Here is a 21,895-nt window from a genome sequence, read left to right on the forward strand (position 1 = left end):
TCACCGATGATTCGTTGGCATACTCGTGAAAAAAGGCGCATACTAGAGACACAACCACCGAGAACCTCCAAAGGGGATGCAGACACAATGAGCAACATCGCCGCCAAGCTCCGTGCTCGTCGCGCCGAGGCTCGTACTCGCCGGGCACTGAACCGGGCGATCGACACCGCGGCCACCTCGACGGTGCGCCAGGAGCTCATCGCCCTCGCCCAGGCGCGTCAGCCGTTCATGCGCTGACCCAGCCGTAACTGGTTAGTGTGTCACTCACATGAGTGACCTAGACCACAAAGTGCTGTGGGTGTAACGCCGCGCCTCGCGGCATCGATACCCACTACGACCCCGTGATGCTGGCGGACCCCCGACCTGGCAGCATCACGGGGTTTCCACATGTCTGGACCCTTTGTCCGATTTCCCAGAACCCTTGCGCGAACCGGCTTGCGGCGCGATGCTTGACTCCGTCAACGATTTGGTTGAGGTGGTCAATGAACGACGTGAGCCTGGCAGAGCGCGTCGCCACCGTGCGCGCGTTCAACCGCCTGTACACCGGGGTGATCGGCGTCCTCGACGAAGGACCGGCCGACGCCGAGTACTCACTGAGTGAGGCGCGGGTGCTGTTCGAGGTCGCCCAACAAACCGAGCTCCACGTGAGTGACCTGCGAAAACGCCTCGATCTCGACGCCGGCTACGCAAGCAGGCTGCTCAGCCGCCTGGAAAGCCGCGGCCTGGTCCTCCGCGAACGCAGCGGCGAAGACGCCCGCCGCCAGATCGTCCGCCTGACCGACGCCGGCCGCGAAGCGTTCGCCGACCTCGACAGCCGCTCGGTGCGCCAGATCGGCGGCCTCCTCGAACGCTTCCCCGACGAAGACCAGCGCCGCCTGCTCGGCGCGATGGGGACCATCACGCAGCTCGTCCGTGAGAAAACCGCAGATCCCACGCTCGTGTTACGCACCCCGCGACCGGGTGACCTCGGCTGGGTGGTCCACCGCCACGGCACCCTTTACGCCCGCGAGTACGGCCTCGACGAACGCTTCGAAGCCCTCGTCGCCCGCGTGGTCGCCGATTTCGCCGACCACCGCGACGACCCGCGCCAGGCCGCGTGGATCGCTGAGCTCGCCGGCGAACGCGTCGGCAGCGTCTTCTGCATGCCCAGCGCGGACGAACGCACCGCCAAACTGCGCCTCCTGCTGCTCGAACCCGGCGCGCGCGGACACGGCGTCGGCAAACGGCTCGTGCACGAGTGCGTCGAGTTCGCCCGCGGCCGCGGCTACGCGGCGATGGAGCTGTGGACGCTCTCGGCCCTCGACGCCGCCCGCGGCATCTACCGCAGCGCCGGGTTCAGGCTCGAACACGAGGAGCCCACCCGCGACTTCGGCCCGGCGGTGACCGGCGAGACCTGGCGGATGGAGCTCTAGATGTTCGTCGTCTACTGCGCCGTCTGCGACCGCCGCACACTGCTCGGCGTCGACGAGGTCGAGTGGGTCGAGAACCTCACGCGCGGCGTGATCTCCGTGTCCGGCCACTGCCCGCGCGGCCACGACGTGGTGGTCCTGACCGGCGACGCGTTCACCCCGCACGAAGACCCGCGCTACTTCGGGCCGGCGCCGCGCATCTGGACGAAACCGATGAACAAGCTGCGCTCCTGGCTGCGCGGACATTTCGAGGTGAGCCGCGACCTGCCCGGCCCGTTCTACCGCTTCTGACGTCCCATCAGGAAGAACTCCGGGTTCGGCTGCAGCGCGGTGAGGTGCGCCAGCCGGTTGGACATCGCGAACAGCGCCGTGATCGCGCCGACGTCCCAGATCTCGTCCTCGGTCAGCCCCGCATCACGCGCCGCCTCGAGGTCGGCTTCGCCGAACAACGCGGAATCCTGCGCGAGCGCCAGCGCGAGGTCGACGATCGCCCGGCCGCGCTCGTCGAGCTCCACCTGCCACGGGTTCGCGGCGACGTGGTCGGACAGCTCCGGGTCCTTCGCACGGATCCGCAGGATCGCCCCGTGCGCGACAATGCAGTAGGTGCAGTGGTTCGCGCCCGACGTCGCGACGACGACCAGTTCGCGCTCGGCCTTCGTCAGTCCGTCTTCGCGCTCCATCAACGCGTCGTGGTAGTCCATGAACGCGCGCAGCTCCGCCGGCCGGTGGCCCAGCGCGCGGAAGATGTTCGGCGTGAAGCCGGATTTCTCCGCGATCGCGCCGACGCGTTCACGCAGATCCTCGGGCAGGTCTTCGAGTTCGGTCACGGGGAACCGGCTATCGCTCATACCCCCCACGCTACTGCGCTGTTGGTTACCAATCCGACCACAGTCACGGCGGGAACGGTGCCGCATGCAGTACCGCCCGGTTGCGTGCCCGCCTACTTCCGGTCGGATTGGTAACGCGGGAAACTCGCCACCCTTGGCACCGCGCGTTCACCCGGGTGGAGTTTGCTTACCCCGTGAACTGGACCGCATACGTGGACGGTTACTGCGAACGCGTCGCGCCCGGGCTGTGGGGCGAGCCGCTGAACGACGTCACCAACCTGGCGTTCCTCGGGTCCGCCATCGCGGTGTGGTGGCGAGCCGACGGGCGGCGGACCGGGCGGACGCTCGCGGCGCTCGTCGGGCTCGTGTTCCTGGCCAGCACGGTGTTCCACCTGCTCGCGACGCGCTGGGGCGGGGCCGCCGACTCCGGCTTCATCCTCGTGTTCGTGCTCTACTACGCCGCGAAGTTCCCGCAGGTGTTCTTCGGTGTGCCCCTGCGCAAGTCGTGGCTGGCGGCGCCCGCGTTCGTGGTGCTCACGGCCGCGCTGGCGGCGCTCGGCGGCGGGCTGTACCTGCCGGCGCTGATCGGGCTGGCGGTGTTCGCGGGCGTGCTCGCGTATGCGCGCGACCCGTACTGGACGCACTTCGCCGTGGCGGGCGCGGTGTTCGCGTTGTCGCTGGCTCTCCGCACCATCGACGGCGTCGTGTGCGGGGATTTCCCCGTCGGCACGCACTTCCTGTGGCACCTGCTCAACGCCGTGGTGCTCTACGTGGTGTCGAACGCGATGATCGGCAAAGAGAAAGCCCCCTCACCGGAACCGGTGAGGGGGCCGTCCACAGTGGACTAAACCGTGGGCTGAATCTCAGTGCACGCCGATGGGCCGCAGGTCCTTGTCGTGCTCGTCCGCGTGGTAGTCCGCCGGCTGGGTCTCGTCGACGCCGGGGTTCCACTTCGCCGCGTGCGCGATGGCCGAGACGATCACGGCCACCAGCACGTTGGCGATCAGCGCCACGAAGCCCGGGTAGATCTGCACGGTCGCCAGGCCGGTGCCCGAGAACGGGTGCCAGCCGAAGATCGACAGGTTGCCCATCGCGAGCGCCGAGCCGCCGAAGTGCAGCTTTCCGTTGGCGGGGTTGGGGATCCCGTACAGCATGATCAGGCCCCAGCCCATGCCCACGACCCAGCCGGCGATGAGGCCGGCCTTGTGCAGCCACCGCGTGTACAGCGCGAGCGCCACCGCCGGCAGCGTCTGCAGGATCAGCACACCGCCGATGAGCTGCAGGTCGATGGAGAACTGCGGGTCGATCAGGATGATCACCAGCACCGCGCCGAGCTTCACGATCAGCGAAGCGAGCTTGGCCTGCTTGGCTTCCTGCTTCGGCGTCGCGTTCTTGCGGATGTACTCCTTGTAGATGTTGCGCGTCCACAGGTTCGCCGCGGCGATCGACATGATCGCGGCCGGCACCAGCGCGCCGATGCCGATCGCGGCGAACGCGATACCGGCGAACCAGTGCGAGAACTGCGAGTCGAACAGCAGCGGGACGATGGTGTTGCCGTCGGGCTTGCCGGTCGCGTTGTTGGTCAGCGGCTTCACTCCGGCGCTGATCGCGACGTACCCGAGCAGCGCGAGCAGGCCGAGCACCAGCGAGTACGCGGGCAGGGCGACCATGTTGCGCTTGATCACGTTGCGCCCGCGCGAGGCGAGCACGCTCGTGAGCGAGTGCGGGTAGAGGAACAGCGCGAGCGCCGAGCCCAGGGCCAGAGTGGCGTACTGCAGCTGGTTGGCCGACGTCAGCAGGATCGAGCCCGCCGGCTTGCCCGTGGCCGGGTTGGGCGTGGCCAGCTTCGTGGCGGCCTGGTTGAAGATGTGGTCCCAGCCGCCGAGCTTCGAGGGCAGGTACACGATCGCCACGATGATCACGATGTAGATCAGGATGTCCTTGACGAACGCGATCAGCGCGGGCGCCCGCAGGCCCGACTGGTACGTGTACAGCGCCAGGATCAGGAACGCGACCAGCAGCGGCAGGTGCCCGACGATGCCGGAGCCGTTGATGCCCATCGTGCGCAGCACGGCCTCGAGGCCCACCAGCTGCAACGCGATGTACGGCATGGTCGCGACGATTCCGGTGATGGCGATGAGGAACGCGAGCGTCGGCGAACCGAACCGGCCGCGGACGAAGTCGGCCGGCGTCACGTAGCCGTTCGAGCGGCTGACGGACCACATGCGCAGCGCCGGCAGCAGCACGATCGGGTAGACAACAATCGTGTAGGGCAGCGCGTACATGCCGAGCGCGCCGGCGCTGAACACCAGCGCGGGCACGGCGACGAACGTGTACGCCGTGTAGAGGTCACCGCCGAGCAGGAACCACGTGATCCACGCGCCGAACTTGCGCCCGCCGAGGCCCCACTCGTCGAGGTGGTCGAGGTTCGCGCCGGCCTTCCAGCGCGACGCGACGAACCCGAGCACGGTGACGAGCGCGAAGAGGATGATGAAGATGGTCAGCTGGACCCACTGGATGGTCATCGGCTCTCACCCTCGTCGAGGTCGTCCACGCTCAGCTTGTCCGGCTCTTCGATGGTCGGCTCCTTGCGGGTCGCCCAGTAGACGATGCCGGTGCACAGCACGCCGGCGGCGACGAACACGAGCTGGAACCAGTAGAAGAACGGCAGGCCGAAGAGCCGGGGGCCGTCGAAGTTGAACAACGGCGTGACCAGGATCAGCAGCGGGACGATCAGCAACAGGTTCCACGGGCTGAAGTGGAACCCGCGCACCCGCCCGTCCTGTTTGGTTGTGGACATCGGGACCTCACTTAACACTCACGCAACACACAACGGGCCTGACCCTAGGACGTCGGCCCCGTGGACGTCACACAAACCGGGCAACGATTTGGCCATTCCCGGTCCAGCTGTGGACAACCTCGTGGACAGCTGTCCGGGACCGGTTTCAGTGTTGATCTAGGGGCGGTAGTGGCGGTCAGCACCGGCCCCAGGTGTTGTGGTTGCCTGGCCGGAGCGAGTTTCCACACCTTGTGCACAGAGTTGTCCACAGGCAGTGGACAACTTTCGACTAGACTGCGGGGCATGGTTCGGGTGCCGTTGACGGATGAAGAGCGCTCCCGCGGTGAGCGCCTCGGGGTGGCGCTGCGCGCCGCCCGCGCGGGCCGCAGCATGGTCGACGTCGCGGCCGAGGCCGGGATCTCGGTGGAAACGCTGCGGAAGATCGAGACCGGGCGCATCCCGACGCCGGCGTTCTTCACGGTCGCGGCGATCGCCGACGCAGTGGGAGTGCCGCTCGACGTGCTGCGGACGGCGTGCGAGGACGCCGACGCGGACCCAGCGTTCAAGGCCGCGTTGTCCCAAGCCAGCTAGGCGCGCAACTTCGTCAGGATGTGCTCCCGGTCGTTGATGAACGCGCACGCGCGGACCGGGAGGTCGAAGGAGTTCAGGAGCTTCTCGAAGTCCGAGATCTCGTCCGGGTTGAGTGGCACGTCGGCGATGGTGATGTGGGCGGCGAGAGTGTCAGTGAGTTCTTCCCACTCGCCGGACCACTGCAGCGTGCGGTAGTGGGCCAGGTCCTCGACCGGGAGGCGGTCGGCCAGCAGGTCGAGCAGGCTGTCGGTGAAGTAGCTGATGCGGTTCTCGGCGCGGTCGGCCACCGTCGGGTTCGCGGGGTCGCGCGCGGAGTCCGGGTTGCGGATCACGCCCGCGCCGGCGACGGGGTATCCCGTGTGGACGAAGCCCTCCGGGTCGACCAGCACCACGACCTGCACGCCGTAGCGTTCACCGACGCAGCGCCAACGACCGTTGTACTGCCGGGTGCGGGGTTCGCTCGGATCATTGGCGACGTCCTTGATCACCGCGATGATCTGCTCGTCGGTCCAGCCGGGTGGGAACTCGCTGGTTGCCCGGCGGCCGGTGCCCGGAGCGTGTGCACCGCCCACGTCAGCTCCTCTCGTCCGGTGGGAGCCTAACCCGCCGGGCGCGGCTCAGCCGAGCAGCGAGAGGGCCGCGATGCCGACCACGAGGAGGTCGGGTCCGCGGAAGAGCTGGCGGGCGAGGTTCGCGGGCAGCGGACCCGCTGGGGTGTCGACGAATCCGGCACTGCTGTAGTCCACAGGCTTGCGCGTGACCGTGCGCAACACCGACAGCACAGCGAGTGCCACGGTCACCCACGACAGCGCGTCGACCGACGTGCCGAGCGCCGCGAGCGCGGCCGCGAGCAGCGCCGACCACACGACGGCGACGACGGTGAGCACCACGCCGTGGGCGATGACGAGCTCGGAATCCGTGGAGCCCAGCCACCGCCGTCGGCCGGGGTTGCGCCACAGCACGCCGAGGCCGGCGCCGAACGGGGTCAGCGCGACGTAACCCCCGAGGCCGACGAGCACCGAACCCGGCAGCGTCGGCACGGCCACGTGCCCCACCGCCACGGCGAGCGCGACGAGCAGCAGCATCCCCGCGTAGCGCGAGCGCCCCGCGATGCCCGCGACGGCCAGCCTGAGCGGCGTCGGCCGGCTCAGCGACCACCGGCCCGACGCCGTGGCTTCGGGCAGCATCATCATCGGGTCGAGGAACGTGACGGCGACCGAGCGCAGCACGCGCGCGTTCCAGCCGTCGAGCAGGTTCGCGCGGCCCGCGCGCGTAACCGGTTCACCGCCGAACGACAACGCGACGGCGCAGAGCAGGATGCCGGCGCCCGCGTACTGCACCGCGATGGGCCCGAGGTGCGCGGCCGCGATCACGACGCCCAGCACGGCCAGCAACACCGGCCCGCCGATGTCGATGCGCAACGCCGTGCGCCGCGCGGTGGCGAACACCAGCACGGCGCTGCTCACGACCAGGGCGAGCGCCGCGCGCCACAGGTCCAATGAGCTGCCGCCCACGGCCAGCATCAGTCCGGCGAGGTAGGCGACGACGATGACGAAACCGGTCAGACCGCCCGCCAGCCGGCTCGCCACCACGCGGCGGCGGTCTACGCGGGCGAAATCCATCCAGGTGAGTTCCGCGGGTTCGGTCCAGACGAAGCCTCGCCGGAGCAGGCTGCGCCAGCCCACCGCGCAGCAGAGCGTGACCAACCCGAGGACGGCGGGGTAGTCCACAGGGGACGGTCCGAAAAGGACTCGATGCCACGCGTCGGTGCGGAAGAACGCGGTGAAGAGGAAGCCGACGCCGAAGATGAGGACGAAGGTGGCGCTGTCACCGCTGAAGATCCCGCCGAAGCGCTTCCGGCCGGGGACGCGGAGGCGGGTACCGAGGGCTACCACGGAGCGACCCCGCTTTCGGCCACGCGAGCGGGGGAAGCCGGGGTCACCACAGTTCGAGGACGCTGTCGGCCGCGTCGAGGAGGGGTTGGTGGTGGGTGGCGACCACGACGGCGGCGCCGGAGGAGGTGGAGCGTTTGATGAGGTCGACGAGCCAGTCTTTGCCCGCGGTGTCGAGGGCGCGTTCGGGTTCGTCGAGGAGGAGGACCTTGTGCGGGCGGGCCGTGACGCCGAGGAGCAGCAGGCGGCGGCGCTGGCCCGCGGAGAAGTGGCCGGCGGTGACGCGCGCGCGGTCGGCGAGGCCGGCGTCCGCCAGCAACGCGTCGAAGTCGCCCAGATCGACACCGAAAGAGCCGGCCAGGAGTTCCAGGTGCTGCATCGGTGTGAGCTCCGCGAAGAAGTCGGAGTCGTCGAAGAGCACGGAGACCTTGCGGCGGAAGGCGACGCTGCGTTCGTCGGGCTTCTCGCCGTCGATGTGGACGCGGCCGCGCTGGGGTTCCTGCATGCCGTACAGACAGCGGAGCAGGGTGGACTTGCCGACGCCGTTGGGGCCGACGAGGACGGCGCACTCGCCGGGGTCGACGGAGAAGTCCAGGTCGTCGAGCAGCCACAGGTCGCCGGCCTTCACGCCGAGGCCGCGGGCGTCGATGATCATCGTCGGGACCACCGTTGCGCGAAGGCTTCCATGCAGCTCACGCTACCGGGCACCCCTGACGATCTTGAGGCTGCCGGAGCACGAAGGGGACGTTCGCACCACAACGGCACGAACGTCCCCTTCGGACGGACAGAACGTCAGCTCAGGCGGTGGGCCAGCGCGTCGAGCTCGTCACGCAGCGAGGTGGGCACCTCGCCGATCTTCTCGAACCACTCCTCGATCAGCGGCAGCTCCGCGCGCCACTCTTCGGCGTTGACCTGCAGCGCCGCCTCGATGTCCGAAGCCGGCTCGGTGAGGCCCTCGGTGTCGAGGTCCTCGGCGCGCGGCACGAAGCCGATCGGCGTCTCGACCGCGTTGCCCTTGCCCTCGACGCGCTCGATGACCCACTTGAGCACGCGCGAGTTCTCGCCGAAGCCCGGCCACAGGAAGCGGCCGTCGTCGCCGCGGCGGAACCAGTTGACGTAGAAGATCTTCGGCAGCTTGTTCGCGTCGGCGTTCTTGCCCAGCGTCAGCCAGTGCTTGAAGTAGTCACCGGCGTGGTAGCCGAGGAACGGCAGCATCGCCATCGGGTCGCGGCGCACGTTGCCCACCGCGCCGGCCGCGGCCGCCGTGGTCTCCGACGACATCGTGGCGCCCATGAACACGCCGTGCTGCCAGTCACGGGCCTCGTTCACCAGCGGCACCGTGGTCTTGCGGCGGCCGCCGAACAGGATCGCCGAGATCGGCACACCCTGCGGGTCGTCCCACTCCGGCGCGAGGATCGGGCACTGCGACATCGGCGTGCAGTAGCGCGAGTTCGGGTGCGCGGCCTTCTCCTCGGACGCCGGCGTCCAGTCCTGGTGCTTCCACGACGTGGCGTGCTCGGGCGTGTTCTCCATGCCCTCCCACCAGATGTCGCCGTCGTCGGTGAGGGCGACGTTCGTGAAGACCGTGTTGCCCTTTTCGATGGTGCGCATGGCGTTCGGGTTGGTGTGCCAGTCGGTGCCCGGCGCGACGCCGAAGAACCCGAACTCCGGGTTCACGGCGTAGAGGCGGCCGTCTTCACCGAAGCGCATCCACGCGATGTCGTCGCCGAGGGTCTCGGCGCGCCAGCCCGGGATGGTCGGCTGCAGCATCGCGAGGTTGGTCTTGCCGCAGGCGCTCGGGAACGCCGCCGCGACGTAGTGAACCTTGTCCTCGGGTGAGATCAGCTTCAGGATCAGCATGTGCTCGGCGAGCCAGCCCTCGTCGCGCGCCATGACCGAGGCGATGCGCAGCGAGTAGCACTTCTTGCCCAGCAAGGAGTTGCCGCCGTAACCCGAGCCGTAGCTCCAGATCGCGCGCTCCTCGGGGAAGTGCGAGATGTACTTGGTGTCGTTGCAGGGCCAGGCGACGTCCTTCTGGCCCGGCTCGAGCGGCGCGCCCACGGAGTGCAGCGCCGGCACGAAGTCGCGCTCGGTGCCGTCGGGGTTGATGAACTTGTCCAGCGCCGCCTTGCCCGCGCGGGTCATCACGCGCATCGACGCCACGACGTAGGCGAAGTCGGTGATTTCCAGACCCAGCTTGGGGTTCTCGTCGGAGAGCGGACCCATGCAGAACGGGATCACGTACATCGTGCGACCCCGCATGCACCCGCGGTACAGCTCGGTCATCGTGGCCTTCATCTCGGCCGGCGCGACCCAGTGGTTCGTGGGGCCGGCGTCCTGCTCACGCTGCGAGCAGATGAACGTCCGGTCCTCGACACGAGCGACGTCGCCCGGGTCGGAAGTGGCCCAGTAGGAGTTCGGCTTGGCCTTCAGCTTCACGAAGGTCCCGGCCTCGACCAGCTCGTCGTTGATCTTCGCGGCCTCTTCGTCGGACCCGTCGACCCACACCACGCGGTCCGGGGTGGTCAGTTCGGCGACCTCCCGGACCCAGGACAGCACGCCACTGTGCGTCGTCGGCGCATTGTCCAGTCCGGGGATGGCGACTGCGGTCATCTCTACTCCTGACTTCCGACGACAAATAAGCCCACACGCCGGACCGCGGTGTCCGGGTGCGGGCCTCGTTGCCGGCGACCGAATGGCTTCGCACACCGGGGGTGAGCCGGTGTGCGGGTTTTGGGATTCCTCGACTGTAGCCGGATGACCGGCAGGTAACCGAGAGCTGACCTGTCGGTTCTCTCACAAGAACGATAAGGGAATCGATTCAGTTGTCACCGGATTGGTCCAGCGCCGGAAATTCTTTCGATGCGGGGTGCTCAATTCGGGCGAAGATCACCGCGTTCGGCGAAACGACAACGGGCCCGGCGAGTGCCGGGCCCGTTGTGACGTGAGTTACAAATGGGTCAGTTGGGACTGATCCATTGTCCGGTTCCCGAATCGATCTTCGCGACGCCCGAAAGAAGCTGCGTGCCGTCGTCGCCCCAGATCGAGTCGCTCGCCGGGTCGGCCGCGCGGACGCCGGCGCTTTCGGCTTCGGTCCACTGGCCGGCGCCGGTGTGCTCGTAGGTGGTGGTGCTGCCGTCGGCGCCGATCTCCACCGCGACGTCGGCCTCGCCGTCGCCGTCGGTGTCGGTGAACGCCATCGTGCCGCCGTCCTTGGTCTCGACGATCGCGGTGTCGTTGTGCCCGTCGTGGTCGGTGTCGATCGTGGCGACGCCGGCGTCGACCTCGCCGTCGGGCAGGTCGGCGTGGATGTGGCCGGTCGTGGAGTCGTCCTGCGAGTGCGACTCGGTGCCGCCCGGGTGCTCAGCACCGCCGGACTCGACCCACACACCGCTCGATTCGTCGTAAACCGCCTGGTCCACGACGTGGCCGGAGCTGTCCAGCACGGCGTACTGGTCGGCGACGCCGTCGCCGTCCGAGTCGATGAACGCCTGCGCTGTGCCGTCGTCGTGCTCCACGATGGCGGTGTCGTTCACGCCGTCGGAGTCGACGTCGTAGTTGACCTCGGCCTGGTAGTCCTGGCCTTCGACGTGGACCGTCATGGCCTCGGGTCCGCTGGCGTCGGTGTCGGTGCCGCCACTCTCGTCGACCCACATGGGAAAAGCCCCCTTTTAGGACCGGGTCTCGCCGGCTGCGTTCAGCTGTCGATCGGTAGGACTCACGTTAGGCCGGTTCGGTTCCTGTCCACAAGCTGATCACCCCCGGTCACGCAGCGTTCGGATGCGCCCGAGCAGCGATTCCGCCCTCGCGTGGCCGTCGGTGGCCTCCTTCAGTCGCTTCGAAACGATCGCGATGTTCTTCGCCCGCTCCTGCGCGCCCATCTTGATCGTGCGGTCCACGTCCTTGAGCTCGGCCTCGATCGCCTCGATACGGCGGCTCAGCGCTTCGTCGAGCGCCATCGACAGCTGCTGCTCGGCTTCGATGAGCTGCTCGGCCACGAGCTGGTCGAGCGTGGAGCGCGCGTCGGCGATGGCCTCGACCAGCCATTGCTTCATGTGCTGCTTGTCGGCGGCGTGCTTGCGCGTGCGGGCCATCCACCAGCCGGCACCGAGACCGATGATGATCGTGGCCGGCAGCACCACCGGGTTCAGGATCGCGACACCGGCCAGCGGCAACGCGGCGATCTTGCCCGCGCCGACACCACCCGAGATGCCCATGAACACCAGCAGCTTGTCCTCCGCCGTCGGCGGCTTCTTGTCCGGCGGCCGCAGCACCACGGGCGGCCCGCCAGTCCGCGCGAACTGCGCGCGGATCACGTCGAGCTCCTCGGGGGAGAACAGCTCGGACAACGCCACGTTGGTCACGTGGTTCAGCCGTTGCGACAGCAGCATCGAGACCCGTTGCGACGTCGTCTGCAACGCGAGGTCCACCTGCTGCGGCAACGCGGCCAGCTCGTCTCGCTTCGCCGAGTCGATGCGCTGGCGGAAGTGCGTTTGGGCGTCGCGCATTTCGCGGCTGCTCTCGTGGCCGACCTCCACGCGGGTGCGCTGGATCTCGCCCCGCAGCTTCAGCTGCCAGCCACGGGTGGACGAACGGCGTTCGGCCTGCAGGTGGTCGCGGCGTTCGCGCAGCTGCTCAGCCTCGGCCTCACCCGCCGAGAGCGCCCGGCTCTCGGCCTGAAGCTTCGCCTTGATGCCGGCCAGCGCGCTGGAGAGCGCGCGCAGGGCGTTGGCCTCGGCCAGCATCATCGAGCGGCCGACGAGCATTTCCTGCAACGCGATCTGCACGGCGGCGATACCCGACTTCTCGCGCAGCATGGCCGCGACCTGCTCGTTCGGCGCTTTCGCGGCCGTTTCGAACACGCGGGCCGAGACGGGATGGAAGACGGCGTCGGCGAAGCGCGGGGAGTGCTGGGCGAGCAGCTGCCGGTCGGCCTCGAGGATCTCGCGCCAGCCGCGGAACGCGTCGGTCTTGGCCAGCACGAACAGCACGGTTTCGACGCGGTCGGCCACATCGCGGAGGAACTGCAGCTCGGTGGACGTGAACGGCGCCGACGCGTCGAGCACGAACACCAGCGCCGTCGCGCTCGCCGCCGCCTCGCGGGCCAGCTCGCCGTGCAGCGAGTCGAGGCCGCCGACGCCCGGGGTGTCGACGAGCGTCACGCGCTCCAGCAGCGGCACCGGCCCGGACACCTCGACGTAGCGCGGCGGGATCTGACCCGGCGGCAGCTCGTGGGCGGCCGAGACCCAGTTGACCAGCTCGGTCAGCTGGATCGGCACCGGCGCGAGCTGCCCGGGGTAACAGGCCTGCGCGCCCCACTGCTCCGCGTGCTCGAAGACGAGGTAGGTGGCGGTGGCGACGTCGGCGTCCACAGGGGACAGTCCCGGGGTCGCGAGCAGCGCGTTGACCAGCGTGCTCTTGCCGCGGTTGGTCTCGCCGACGACCACGACCGACGGCTTCGCCGCGCGCGCCCGGCGCACGTCGTCCACCCATTTGGCAGCCTGCTGATCGGCTTCGCGGACCACGGTGAGCAGCTGCTCTCGCGCGGCCTGGACCTGGGCGGGAAGGCTGGGTGAGGTCACTGGGCTCGCTTCGCGTAGACGGCGACGATGGGCGCGCGCAACAGCCGCTCGCCCTCTGCGAACCCGATCACCTCGGTCTCGGCGACCACGCCGTCGAGCGCCGGGTCATCGGTGGGGATCGCGCCGCCGGCCTCGTGGCACGCGGGGTCGAAGCGCTCGCCGTCGGGGCGCAGCGCGGTGACGCCGATGTCGGCGAGGCCGTGTTCGAGCCGCTGGACCACACCACCGCTGCGGGCACGGTCGAGCGCGTAGAGGCAGAGCTGGATGAGCGCCTGACGATCGGCCAGCGCGCGTTCGAGATCACCGGGGGCAGCTACGACGTCCACATCCGTGTTCGACGCGGACGTGTCGGCGGTGGTTCCGGGCTCCCCGCCGGCGGGTTCCGTGCCGCGGTTGCGGAACCAGGCCACAGCAGTCACCCCCGCCTTGCCCCGCGGACCGCCCGTTCGGCCCGCCGGGATTCCACCAGTCTGGAGCAGATCTTCGCCAGTCGGGCGCGAATCCGGGAGCGCAAACGCTTGCGCGCGCCGTCAGGCGAGGTCGCGGATCACCGAGCGCATCGCCTGCTCCAGCGAAGGCACGTCTTCGGCGAAGCGCGAAGACACGAGGATCTGGTCCTCGGCCGTCCGGAGCCAGACGCGGCCCGCCACGGAGATCTCGATGACCGACAGTCGAAAGGGCCGCGCACGCCGGCCGAGGTCGACCTCGGTCTCGCGGACGAGCTGCCCCAGCCGGTCGCCCGCCACGATCTGCCGCCGGTAGAAGCCCGCGGCCCCCAATGCGGCGTGCAGAGCCGGCCGGCGGGCCTCCGTGAAGTGGCGCGCGGCAGCGGACGTGAAGTGCTGGATGGCCAGGTCGATGGCCGAGCCGTCGCCGGGAGCGGGCCGGCCGAAGCGGCTGCGGGGCTTCCGCGAACCCGATTCGCCGCGGAGCCGGACGAACTCCAGGAGATCGGTCCACCAGTCCGCCCACTGGGCCTGAACGGCGGCGCGGTCGATGGCCGGCGGCACGCGCACCGGCACCGCGGGCTCCACCGGCGGCAGCAGCTGGCCCTCGGCGACGGACAACGCGAGCACGTCCCGGAGGTACAGAGCGATGTCGATCTCCTGCTCGCTCCCCCAGGACGCCCGCCACGAGGTGGTGTTCTCCAGCCGCACGAAATCCACCCTACGCGTGAACGGCGACATTCCTACGGGATGCGGATCTGTTGCCAGATCAGGAAATAGGCCCGGTGCACGACGTGCGCCACGCGGCTCTGCGCGGGCGTTGCGCCGAACGAGGCAAAGGAGCGCCACCAGCCCGCGCGTTCGAGGGCGTGAGCGGTCAGTTCCGGCCGGGCGGCGCCGGGGAGGCCGAGCTGCGCGCCGAGGTCGGCGTTGCTGCCGACGCGCAGCACCTCTTCCGCGAGGTCCTCCGGCATGTCGACGGCTCCGGAGGCCACCAGCGTCAACGCCTCCAGCAGCCGCAGCTGGTGTGCCTCCGGCTTGGCGAGCAGGACCTCGATCGCGTCGTGCACGCGCTGGCGTTCGCCGGGATCGCCCGACGCGTGGGCCAGCGCGGTCACCGAAGCGAGCGCCGCGGCGGCCTTGATCCCGTCGGCTCGCGCGGCGAAGACGATGGCCAGGCGCTGGCGCACCGCGTCGAGGCCCGACGCGTCGAGCAGCACCCGACGCAGCGCCCCCGCGGTGATCGCGGGCTCTGCGCGGATCGCGTCGACGGCGCGGCGAACGCCGTAGAGGTCGAGCTTCTCCAGCAACCGCAGCCGGACGCCGGCGGGCACGTCGCACTCCCAGCTGGTGAAGATGTCGGCCGAGATGAGCATGGTCTCGAGGACGTCGTCGTCGACGTCGGCGAGCTGGTGCAGCGCGTCGGCGTCGGCCGAGGTGAAGCCGCCCGACTCGGCGGACTCGGCGATCAGGCCGATCACCGGCAGCACGTCGGCGACGCGCGGCTTGAGCGTGCTCGCCTGCTTTTCCGCGAGCAGCTTCGCCGCCAGCCAGATGTCGCCGCCCGAGCCCTCGACGGTCTCCGCGACGATCGTGTCCGCCTTGTTCAGCACGGCGATCGCGTTCACCGGGCCCGCCTCGCGGCTCGCGGTGGCGGCGGTGAACGCGGCGAGCGCCTGCTGGTCGTCGGCCCGCACGCCCTGCGTCACCACGTAGAGCACGGCTTCCGCGCCGGCGACGGCGTTGCGGGAGGTGTCGTCGAGGTTGTCCGAACCGGTGTCCTCCTGCGCGGCGCCGAGCAGCTGCTCGGTGCGCGAGACGGACGCGGCGTCGAGCGAGCCCAGGCCCGGGGTGTCGATCACGGTCATGCCCTGCAGCACCGCGTTGGTCAGGTAGGCCTCGAGGTGCGAGACCTTCGTGATGTCCACGCCGAGCTCGGCCGGGATCGACCCGTCGGCGGCGAAGGGCAGCACCTGCTTGGCGCCGTCGGTGAACACGACCTCGACGCGGTCGACCGTGCCGTACTGGAAACGCGTGACGAGGCGCGTGCACTCACCGACGTCGGTGGGCGCGACCCGGCGGCCGATCAACGCGTTGACCAGCGTGGACTTGCCCGACTTGATCCGCCCGGCCACGGCCACCTGCAGCGGCGCGGCGAGCCGGCGCTGCACCTCGGCGAACCCGGCGGCCGTGCGCGGCGAAACCTGCGAGGCGAGCCGGTGGCACAGGTTGGCGACCGACATCGACAAAGGGCCCGCGAGGCGCCCCTGCTCCGTCACGCCCCGGTCCCCTCTCGTTCGCTGCTCTACTGCCGGGAAATCGTGCCATGTCCGACCACCGCGAGTGCGACCGACAGTGCTACCGGAGGATGACGCGGCGTGCCCGGTCGCCCACCTAATCTTGTCGGGTGCGACGGCTGAGCCTCTGGATGCGTGCCCACCCCATGGCGGGCGACACGCTGCTCGCCGTGGTCCTGCTGTTCATCGACTTCGTGCTGTTCGTCGGCGGCAGCGTCGGCCACGAGAACCACCCGCCGCCGTGGTTCATCTCGCTGCCGATCGACATCGCCATGGTGGCGCCGCTCGTGTTCCGGCGGAAGAAGCCGCTGGTCTCGGCCTACGTCGTGTACTTCGTCGCCATCGCGCACGGGGCGCTGTCGCTCGGCTTCTCCTCCGTCGCAGCGCTGGCGATGAGCCTGTACTCGATCCTGGTCTACATCGGCCGCAAGCAGGGGCTGATCTACGTCGGCGCGCTCGTGCTGATGACCGGCGTCGAGGTGTTCACCGACAAGTCGACGCCGTGGCTGGGCAACGCGCTGTTCACCGCCTTCGGCATCGCGCTGTGCTGGACGCTCGGCGAGTTCGTCGGTGCGCGGCGCGCGTACCAGCTGGAGGTGGAAGCGCGCCTGCACCTGCTGGAGACCGAACGCGACCAGGCCACGCGCATCGCCGTGGCCGAGGAGCGCGGCCGCATCGCGCGCGAGCTGCACGACGTGGTCGCCCACTCCGTGAGCGTGATGGTGGTGCAGGCCGACGGCGCGGCGCTCGCGTTGCCCACGAACCCGGAGCTGGCCGGCCGCGCGCTGCAGACGATCTCCGAAACCGGCCGCGGCGCCCTCGGCGAGCTGCGCCGGCTGCTCGAGGTGCTGCGCGGCGACCACGGCGACGGCGAGCCACGCGTACCGCAGCCCGACGCCAACGCGCTGGGCGAGCTGGCCGAACGCATGCGCGGCGCGGGCGTCCCAGTGGACCTCGAGGTGGGCGAAGGCCTCACCGACCTGCCCGCCGGCGTCTCCCTCGGCATCTACCGCATCGTGCAGGAGTCGCTCACGAACACGCTCAAGCACGCCGGCACCGGCGCGCGCGCCGAGGTCCACGTGCACCGCAAGGGCGACAGCAAGACCGGCGACGTGGTCGAGGTGCTCGTCCGCGACGACGGGGCCGGCCGCGCGCGCCAGCTCGAACAGGTGACGGTGGGCGCGGGAGCGCCGTCGAAGAAGGCTCCGCGGCTGCAGGTCGCGGGCGGAAACGGACTGATCGGGATGCGGGAGCGCGCGAACGTGTACGGCGGAACGCTGGAGGTGGGCCCCGCGCCCGCCGGTGGGTGGCAGGTGCGGGCCGTGCTGCCCGTTAGGTTGGCGCCGTGATCAAAGTGGTGGTCGTGGACGACCAGGAACTGATGCGCGTCGGCTTCCGCATGGTGCTGGGTGCGCAGGCCGACATCGACGTGGTGGGCGAGGCCGGCGACGGCGCGCAGGCCATCAAGCTCGCCGACGAGCTGCGGCCTGACGTCGTGCTCATGGACGTGCGCATGCCGGTGCTCGACGGGGTGGAGGCCACGAAGCAGATCGTGGCCGCCGGGACCGCGCGCGTGCTGGTGATGACCACCTTCGACCTCGACGAGTACGTCTATGCGGCCCTGCAGGGCGGCGCGTCGGGTTTCCTCCTCAAGGACACCCCGCCCGACCACCTCGTGTCGGCGCTGCGGTCCGTCGCGTCGGGCGACGCCGTGGTGTCACCCTCGGTGACCAAGCGGCTGCTCGACCGCTTCGTGGGCGCAGGCGGCTCGCCGGTGCGCGACGCGAGGGAGCTCGACGTGCTGACCGACCGCGAACGCGAGGTTCTCGTGCTCATCGCGAAGGGCATGTCGAACCTCGAGATCGCCGAAACGCTCTTCCTCTCCGAGGCCACGGTGAAGACGCACGTGGGCCGTATCCTGGCGAAACTCGACCTGCGCGACCGCGTGCAGGCCGTGGTGCTCGCCTACGAAACCGGCCTCGCGCGCCCCGGCCTCGGCTGAGGTCCCCACCCGCTCTTGATCCACTGTGCTGGTCTTCGACGCCGAAGTTCAGGGTCGTCTCAGGGGTTTCACCGATCGCACATCAACCGCCGAGGCGGTTGGGTACTACTCAGGTCGGGTGACGAGTTCGACCCACAGGATGACGCGAAGACCGGTCCACCTCGGTCACGATATGGCGGGTAAGCGGCACACAGCCGTCGAAGAGGGAGCAGGGATGATCGAGGCATCAGGTCTCACCAAGCGTTACGGGAACACGCTGGCGGTGAACAACCTGTCGTTCAGCGTGGCCACGGGGAAGGTCACCGGCTTCCTGGGCCCGAACGGCGCCGGCAAGTCCACGACCATGCGCATGATCTTGGGGCTCGACAACCCCACCGCCGGTGAGGTCCGCATCGGGGGCAAGCGGTACCACGACCTGAAGGACCCGCTTCGCACCGTCGGCGCGCTGCTCGACGCGAAGTGGGTGCACCCCAACCGCTCGGCCCGCGCGCACCTGATGTGGATGGCGAAGTCCAACCGCATCCCGGCGTCGCGTGTGGACGAAGTGCTCGACATCGTGGGTCTCACCAGCGTGGCCGGCAAGCGCGCCGGCGGGTTCTCGCTCGGCATGTCGCAGCGGCTGGGGATCGCGGGCGCGCTGCTGGGCGACCCGGAGGTGCTCCTGTTCGACGAGCCGGTGAACGGCCTCGACCCCGAGGGCATCCTCTGGATCCGCAAGTTCATGCACCGCCTGGCCGACGACGGCCGCACGGTGTTCGTGTCGAGCCACCTGCTCTCGGAGATGGCGCTGACCGCGAGCGAGCTCGTGGTGATCGGCAAGGGTCAGCTGATCGCGCAGTCGTCCACCGAGGAGTTCGTGGCGCGCGCCGCGGAGAACACCGTGAAGGTGCGCTCGCCGCAGCTGCCCGTGCTGCGCGAGGCACTGGTGCGCGCCAGCGCCCAGGTGACCGACTCGGGCGAAGCGCTCATCGTGTCCGGGATGGACAGTGCCAAGATCGGCGAGCTCGCGGCTTCCGCGAACGTCGTGCTCCACGAGCTGAGCCCGCAGACCGGTTCGCTCGAGCAGGCCTTCATGCAGATCACCGGCGACTCCGTCGAGTACCACACCGGGCTCGAGGCCGAGGCGCAGCAAGCCCTCCAGCCCACCGCCCGCTGACGACTACTCGTACAACAAGGATTCCGGGGAAAAGAACCATGACTCTGCTCGCGGTCGAACGCATCAAGCTGTTCACCACTCGCTCACCGTGGTGGTGCGCCCTCATCGCCATCGTCCTCACGGCCGGCTTCTCCGCCCTCGTGGCGAGCGCGGCGCCGAGCACGGCGACCATCGACGTCGGGACGACGCAGTTCGGCTACCAGTTCGGCATCGCCGTGATCATGGTGCTGGCGGCGCTCTCGGTGACCACCGAGTACCGCTTCGGCACCATCCGCACCACGTTCCAGGCCGTGCCGGGCCGCACCTCGGTGCTCATCGCCAAGGCCACCGTCGTCGCGCTGCTTTCGCTCGTGATCGGTGAGATCGGCGCGTTCGGCGCCTGGGCACTGGGCTACGCCATCCGCCCGTCGGACGCGCTGGCGCTCGACACCTCGGCCGAGTGGATCAACGTCGCCGGCGTCGGCGTGCTCTTCGCGCTCGCCGCGGTGATCGCGGTGGCCATCGGCATCCTGATCCGCCACAGCGCCGGCGCGATCGCGCTGCTGCTGATCTACGTGCTGGCCGTGGAAAGCCTGGTGCAGCTCATCCCGACCGTCGGCCCGAAGATCCACGAGTGGCTGCCGTTCAACGTCGCGGAGAAGTTCCTCCGCGGTGCGGGCGGGGCGGTGCAGGGGCCGCCGCCGTCCGACGCGGTGCTCTCGCAGGGCTGGTCGCTCGCCTACTTCGCGGGCATCGCGATCGTGCTGCTGGCCGTCGCGATCGGCGTCGCGAAGAAGCGCGACGCCTGACAGAAAGACCCACCACAGGGACGTTCGGGCGGAGGCGGCGGGGGCCGAAACCGGCTGAACAGGGGAAAAAGGGGATAGGAGAAAGATCCGGGTCGCCACTTCGGGGGGCGACCCGGATCTTTTCGTTTTCGGCACGCGCTCGGCTCGGTAGTGTTCGCGCGTGCTGGAGACCCACGGGCTGACCAAGTCCTACGGCGAAACCCTGGCCGTCGACGACCTCACCTTCACCGCCGAGGCCGGTCGCGTCACCGGCTTCCTGGGCCCGAACGGCGCCGGCAAGTCCACGACGATGCGGCTGCTGCTGGGTCTCGACACGCCCACGGCCGGCACCGCGCACATCGACGGCCGGCCCTACCGGCAGCTGGTCGATCCACTCCGGACAGTCGGCGCCCTGCTCGACGCGACCTGGCGCCACCCCGGCCGCAGCGCCCGGCAGCACCTGCGCTGGCTCGCCGCGACCAACGGCTTGCCCGACCGGCGCGTGGGCGAGGTCCTCGAGCTCGTGGGCCTCGGTTCCGTCGCGAAGAAGCGCGCGGGCGAGTTCTCCCTCGGGATGCTGCAGCGCCTCGGCATCGCGACCGCGCTGCTGGGCGACCCGAAGGTGCTGCTGTTCGACGAACCCGTGAACGGTCTCGACCCCGAAGGCGTGCTGTGGGTCCGGCAGCTCATGCACTCGCTCGCCGCCGACGGCCGCACCGTGTTCGTGTCGAGCCACCTGTTGCCGGAGATGGAGCAGACGGCGCCTGACCTCGTGGTGATCGGCCGCGGCCGGCTCACCTACCAGGGCACCATGGCCGATTTCGTCCAACGCGCCGGCTCGCGCGGCGTCCGCGTGCGCACGCCCCAGGCCGACGCCCTGCGCACGGCGCTGACCGAGCTCGGGATCGCGTTCACCGACGAGGGCGACGCGCTTGTGGTGTCCGAAGTGGACAGCGACACTGTGGGTGATCTCGCGTTCACGGTCGGTGCCACCCTCCACGAGCTGAGCCCGCTGGCCGGGTCGCTGGAGCAGGCGTACCTGGAGCTGACGGGCCAGACGGCCGAGTTCACGAGCGGAGGTACCCGGTGAACGTGCTGCGGGCCGAACGGATCAAGCTCTTCTCCACCCGCGCGCCCTGGTGGTGCGGCGCGCTGTCGGTGCTCGCGCCGCTGGCGTTCACGACGTTGTTCTTCGCGCTCGCCGGCTCGGAGGTCACCGCGAGCGTCGGCAACACCCAGCTCGCCACCGGCATCGGCCGCACGGTGGCGCTGGTGCTGGCCGTGCTCGCCGCGACGTCCGACGCGAGCTGGGGCACGCTGCGGCTCACGTTCCAGGCCGTGCCGACGCGCGTGCCCGCGCTGCTCGCGAAGGGTGCCGTGGTGGTGGTCGTCTGCGCGGTGCTCGGGCTGCTCGCGGGCGTGGGGTCGTGGGGCATCGCGTCGCTGGTCCGCCCGGACGCGGATCTCGCCCTGCACTCGGCGGGCGACTGGCGGCTGGTGCTCGGGCAGACGGTGACGTTCGCGCTCACCGGGCTGCTCGGCGTCGGCGTCGGGCTGCTGCTGCGGAGCACCGCGCTCGCGTTGACGCTCGTGCTCGTGTGGACGCAGCTCGTGGAGGGGCTGGTGCTGCTGATCCCGCGCGTCGGCCCCGACGTCTACCCGTGGCTGCCGTTCTTCGCGGCCGGGCAGTTCGCTGGTGGGGATTTCACGCAAGCGGCGCTCAACGTGACGCCCGCTTTCGGCCCGTGGGGCTACCTCGCGTATTTCGGCGGCATTTGTCTCGCGTTCTACGTCGCCGGCGTGCTCACCGCGAACCGCCGCGACGCCTGACGAGAGCACATTCGCGTTAATCTGCACGTGCAGAACAGGTGTCCACGAGGCAAACGGATTAAGACCGCGTTAAGTCGTTGTGGCTTCTCTCACAGGGAGCGGACATAATGGCAAAGTCACCAGGATATTCGAGATCAAGAGCGTGCTCGTCCGTCTCAGCTCCCCGGAGGTGAACCTTGACGGTGGACGCTGGTCAGGGGCTCATGAGTCCCATTCCCACAGCCCGCAGCGAAGCGGCACCACAAAGTCACAGCGAAGCGGCACCACAAAGTCACAGCGAAGCGGCACCACAAAATCACGGCGAAGCGACACTTCGA

The 21,895-nt window shown here is 69.6% G+C and carries 23 protein-coding genes; 11 read left to right on the forward strand and 12 right to left on the reverse strand.

The window, feature by feature from the left end:
- Positions 1 to 87: 87 nt before the first annotated feature.
- The 3 genes from AB0H62_RS12525 (at position 88) to AB0H62_RS12535 (ending at position 1,700) form a co-directional block, all read left to right on the forward strand.
- Positions 88 to 237: a hypothetical protein gene (locus tag AB0H62_RS12525; protein ID WP_162836041.1), complete on the forward strand. Its 150-nt coding sequence runs from the start codon at positions 88 to 90 to the stop codon at positions 235 to 237.
- Between the two features lie 245 nt (positions 238 to 482).
- Positions 483 to 1,412, forward strand: coding sequence for a bifunctional helix-turn-helix transcriptional regulator/GNAT family N-acetyltransferase (locus AB0H62_RS12530; RefSeq protein ID WP_220245302.1), 930 nt, complete (start codon positions 483 to 485; stop codon positions 1,410 to 1,412).
- Complete coding sequence (locus tag AB0H62_RS12535) at positions 1,413 to 1,700, forward strand: hypothetical protein (protein ID WP_220245303.1); 288 nt, start codon at positions 1,413 to 1,415, stop codon at positions 1,698 to 1,700.
- Here the strand turns inward: AB0H62_RS12535 and AB0H62_RS12540 are convergent.
- Positions 1,688 to 2,257 carry a peroxidase-related enzyme gene (locus AB0H62_RS12540; RefSeq protein ID WP_360585896.1) on the reverse strand — a complete coding sequence of 190 codons (570 nt, stop codon included), beginning with the start codon at positions 2,255 to 2,257 and terminating at the stop codon, positions 1,688 to 1,690. The genes AB0H62_RS12535 and AB0H62_RS12540 overlap by 13 nt on opposite strands.
- Positions 2,258 to 2,430: 173 nt before the next feature.
- On the opposite strand from AB0H62_RS12540, the gene AB0H62_RS12545 reads away from it, so the two are divergent.
- A complete protein-coding gene (locus AB0H62_RS12545) occupies positions 2,431 to 3,084 on the forward strand; it encodes a hypothetical protein (protein WP_360585898.1) in 654 nt (217 codons plus the stop codon).
- A 15-nt stretch (positions 3,085 to 3,099) separates the two neighbouring features.
- On the opposite strand, the gene mctP is transcribed toward AB0H62_RS12545, so the two are convergent.
- The gene (gene mctP, locus AB0H62_RS12550; RefSeq protein WP_220245306.1) at positions 3,100 to 4,761 is read right to left on the reverse strand and encodes a monocarboxylate uptake permease MctP; all 1,662 of its coding nucleotides are present in this window, start codon (positions 4,759 to 4,761) and stop codon (positions 3,100 to 3,102) included.
- Entirely contained in the window at positions 4,758 to 5,036 is a 279-nt protein-coding gene (locus AB0H62_RS12555) for a DUF3311 domain-containing protein (protein ID WP_220245307.1), read from the reverse strand. The genes mctP and AB0H62_RS12555 overlap by 4 nt, the downstream gene beginning before the upstream one ends.
- A gap of 282 nt (positions 5,037 to 5,318) precedes the next feature.
- Here AB0H62_RS12555 and AB0H62_RS12560 point away from each other — a divergent pair, with 282 nt between their 5' ends.
- Entirely contained in the window at positions 5,319 to 5,606 is a 288-nt protein-coding gene (locus AB0H62_RS12560) for a helix-turn-helix transcriptional regulator (RefSeq protein WP_220245308.1), read from the forward strand.
- Here the strand turns inward: AB0H62_RS12560 and AB0H62_RS12565 are convergent.
- From AB0H62_RS12565 to AB0H62_RS12605, 9 genes are all read right to left on the reverse strand, one after another.
- On the reverse strand, positions 5,603 to 6,178 hold the full coding sequence (locus tag AB0H62_RS12565; RefSeq protein WP_360585900.1) for an EndoU domain-containing protein: 576 nt from the start codon (positions 6,176 to 6,178) through the stop codon (positions 5,603 to 5,605). The two genes, AB0H62_RS12560 and AB0H62_RS12565, sit on opposite strands and share 4 nt — an antisense overlap.
- 45 nt (positions 6,179 to 6,223) lie before the next feature.
- Positions 6,224 to 7,501 carry a DUF6297 family protein gene (locus AB0H62_RS12570; RefSeq protein WP_220245310.1) on the reverse strand — a complete coding sequence of 426 codons (1,278 nt, stop codon included), beginning with the start codon at positions 7,499 to 7,501 and terminating at the stop codon, positions 6,224 to 6,226.
- A gap of 43 nt (positions 7,502 to 7,544) precedes the next feature.
- Positions 7,545 to 8,150, reverse strand: a complete 606-nt coding sequence (locus AB0H62_RS12575; protein WP_220247255.1) for an ABC transporter ATP-binding protein — start codon at positions 8,148 to 8,150, stop codon at positions 7,545 to 7,547.
- A gap of 140 nt (positions 8,151 to 8,290) precedes the next feature.
- Complete coding sequence (locus AB0H62_RS12580) at positions 8,291 to 10,111, reverse strand: phosphoenolpyruvate carboxykinase (GTP) (RefSeq protein ID WP_220245311.1); 1,821 nt, start codon at positions 10,109 to 10,111, stop codon at positions 8,291 to 8,293.
- A 347-nt stretch (positions 10,112 to 10,458) separates the two neighbouring features.
- On the reverse strand, positions 10,459 to 11,154 hold the full coding sequence (locus AB0H62_RS12585) for a hypothetical protein (protein ID WP_360585903.1): 696 nt from the start codon (positions 11,152 to 11,154) through the stop codon (positions 10,459 to 10,461).
- 99 nt (positions 11,155 to 11,253) lie between these two features.
- A complete protein-coding gene (locus AB0H62_RS12590; protein WP_360585905.1) occupies positions 11,254 to 13,080 on the reverse strand; it encodes a dynamin family protein in 1,827 nt (608 codons plus the stop codon).
- On the reverse strand, positions 13,077 to 13,406 hold the full coding sequence (gene grpE, locus AB0H62_RS12595) for a nucleotide exchange factor GrpE (protein ID WP_360586022.1): 330 nt from the start codon (positions 13,404 to 13,406) through the stop codon (positions 13,077 to 13,079). Before grpE ends, AB0H62_RS12590 begins: the two co-directional genes overlap by 4 nt.
- A gap of 204 nt (positions 13,407 to 13,610) precedes the next feature.
- Positions 13,611 to 14,237, reverse strand: coding sequence for a hypothetical protein (locus tag AB0H62_RS12600; protein WP_220245314.1), 627 nt, complete (start codon positions 14,235 to 14,237; stop codon positions 13,611 to 13,613).
- Positions 14,238 to 14,269: 32 nt separating this feature from the next.
- Positions 14,270 to 15,769 (reverse strand): dynamin family protein, encoded by a 1,500-nt coding sequence (locus AB0H62_RS12605; RefSeq protein ID WP_360586024.1) that lies wholly within the window; start codon positions 15,767 to 15,769, stop codon positions 14,270 to 14,272.
- A gap of 200 nt (positions 15,770 to 15,969) precedes the next feature.
- On the opposite strand from AB0H62_RS12605, the gene AB0H62_RS12610 reads away from it, so the two are divergent.
- From AB0H62_RS12610 to AB0H62_RS12635, 6 genes are all read left to right on the forward strand, one after another.
- A complete protein-coding gene (locus AB0H62_RS12610; RefSeq protein ID WP_360586026.1) occupies positions 15,970 to 17,172 on the forward strand; it encodes a histidine kinase in 1,203 nt (400 codons plus the stop codon).
- On the forward strand, positions 17,169 to 17,825 hold the full coding sequence (locus AB0H62_RS12615) for a response regulator transcription factor (RefSeq protein WP_220245315.1): 657 nt from the start codon (positions 17,169 to 17,171) through the stop codon (positions 17,823 to 17,825). Before AB0H62_RS12610 ends, AB0H62_RS12615 begins: the two co-directional genes overlap by 4 nt.
- 214 nt (positions 17,826 to 18,039) lie before the next feature.
- Positions 18,040 to 18,981 carry an ABC transporter ATP-binding protein gene (locus AB0H62_RS12620; protein WP_220245316.1) on the forward strand — a complete coding sequence of 314 codons (942 nt, stop codon included), beginning with the start codon at positions 18,040 to 18,042 and terminating at the stop codon, positions 18,979 to 18,981.
- Between the two features lie 38 nt (positions 18,982 to 19,019).
- Complete coding sequence (locus tag AB0H62_RS12625; RefSeq protein ID WP_220245317.1) at positions 19,020 to 19,769, forward strand: ABC transporter permease; 750 nt, start codon at positions 19,020 to 19,022, stop codon at positions 19,767 to 19,769.
- A gap of 160 nt (positions 19,770 to 19,929) precedes the next feature.
- Positions 19,930 to 20,838: an ATP-binding cassette domain-containing protein gene (locus AB0H62_RS12630; protein WP_360585908.1), complete on the forward strand. Its 909-nt coding sequence runs from the start codon at positions 19,930 to 19,932 to the stop codon at positions 20,836 to 20,838.
- Positions 20,835 to 21,578, forward strand: coding sequence for a hypothetical protein (locus AB0H62_RS12635; protein ID WP_220245319.1), 744 nt, complete (start codon positions 20,835 to 20,837; stop codon positions 21,576 to 21,578). Before AB0H62_RS12630 ends, AB0H62_RS12635 begins: the two co-directional genes overlap by 4 nt.
- The last annotated feature ends 317 nt before the right edge of the window (positions 21,579 to 21,895 follow it).

This window comes from Amycolatopsis sp. NPDC050768 (assembly GCF_040654155.1).
GTDB lineage: Bacteria > Actinomycetota > Actinomycetes > Mycobacteriales > Pseudonocardiaceae > Amycolatopsis.

Excerpts from the sequence above, each read along its gene's own strand:
- AB0H62_RS12585 (WP_360585903.1), bottom strand. The coding sequence starts at position 11,154 with ATGTGGGTCGACGAGAGTGGCGGCACCGACACCGACGCCAGCGGACCC.
- AB0H62_RS12610 (WP_360586026.1), top strand. The coding sequence starts at position 15,970 with ATGGCGGGCGACACGCTGCTCGCCGTGGTCCTGCTGTTCATCGACTTC.
- AB0H62_RS12560 (WP_220245308.1), top strand. The coding sequence starts at position 5,319 with ATGGTTCGGGTGCCGTTGACGGATGAAGAGCGCTCCCGCGGTGAGCGC.
- AB0H62_RS12555 (WP_220245307.1), bottom strand. The coding sequence starts at position 5,036 with ATGTCCACAACCAAACAGGACGGGCGGGTGCGCGGGTTCCACTTCAGC.
- AB0H62_RS12530 (WP_220245302.1), top strand. The coding sequence starts at position 483 with ATGAACGACGTGAGCCTGGCAGAGCGCGTCGCCACCGTGCGCGCGTTC.
- AB0H62_RS12540 (WP_360585896.1), bottom strand. The coding sequence starts at position 2,257 with ATGAGCGATAGCCGGTTCCCCGTGACCGAACTCGAAGACCTGCCCGAG.
- mctP (WP_220245306.1), bottom strand. The coding sequence starts at position 4,761 with ATGACCATCCAGTGGGTCCAGCTGACCATCTTCATCATCCTCTTCGCG.
- AB0H62_RS12620 (WP_220245316.1), top strand. The coding sequence starts at position 18,040 with ATGATCGAGGCATCAGGTCTCACCAAGCGTTACGGGAACACGCTGGCG.
- AB0H62_RS12625 (WP_220245317.1), top strand. The coding sequence starts at position 19,020 with ATGACTCTGCTCGCGGTCGAACGCATCAAGCTGTTCACCACTCGCTCA.
- AB0H62_RS12605 (WP_360586024.1), bottom strand. The coding sequence starts at position 15,769 with ATGTCGGTCGCCAACCTGTGCCACCGGCTCGCCTCGCAGGTTTCGCCG.
- AB0H62_RS12525 (WP_162836041.1), top strand. The coding sequence starts at position 88 with ATGAGCAACATCGCCGCCAAGCTCCGTGCTCGTCGCGCCGAGGCTCGT.
- AB0H62_RS12580 (WP_220245311.1), bottom strand. The coding sequence starts at position 10,111 with ATGACCGCAGTCGCCATCCCCGGACTGGACAATGCGCCGACGACGCAC.
- AB0H62_RS12535 (WP_220245303.1), top strand. The coding sequence starts at position 1,413 with ATGTTCGTCGTCTACTGCGCCGTCTGCGACCGCCGCACACTGCTCGGC.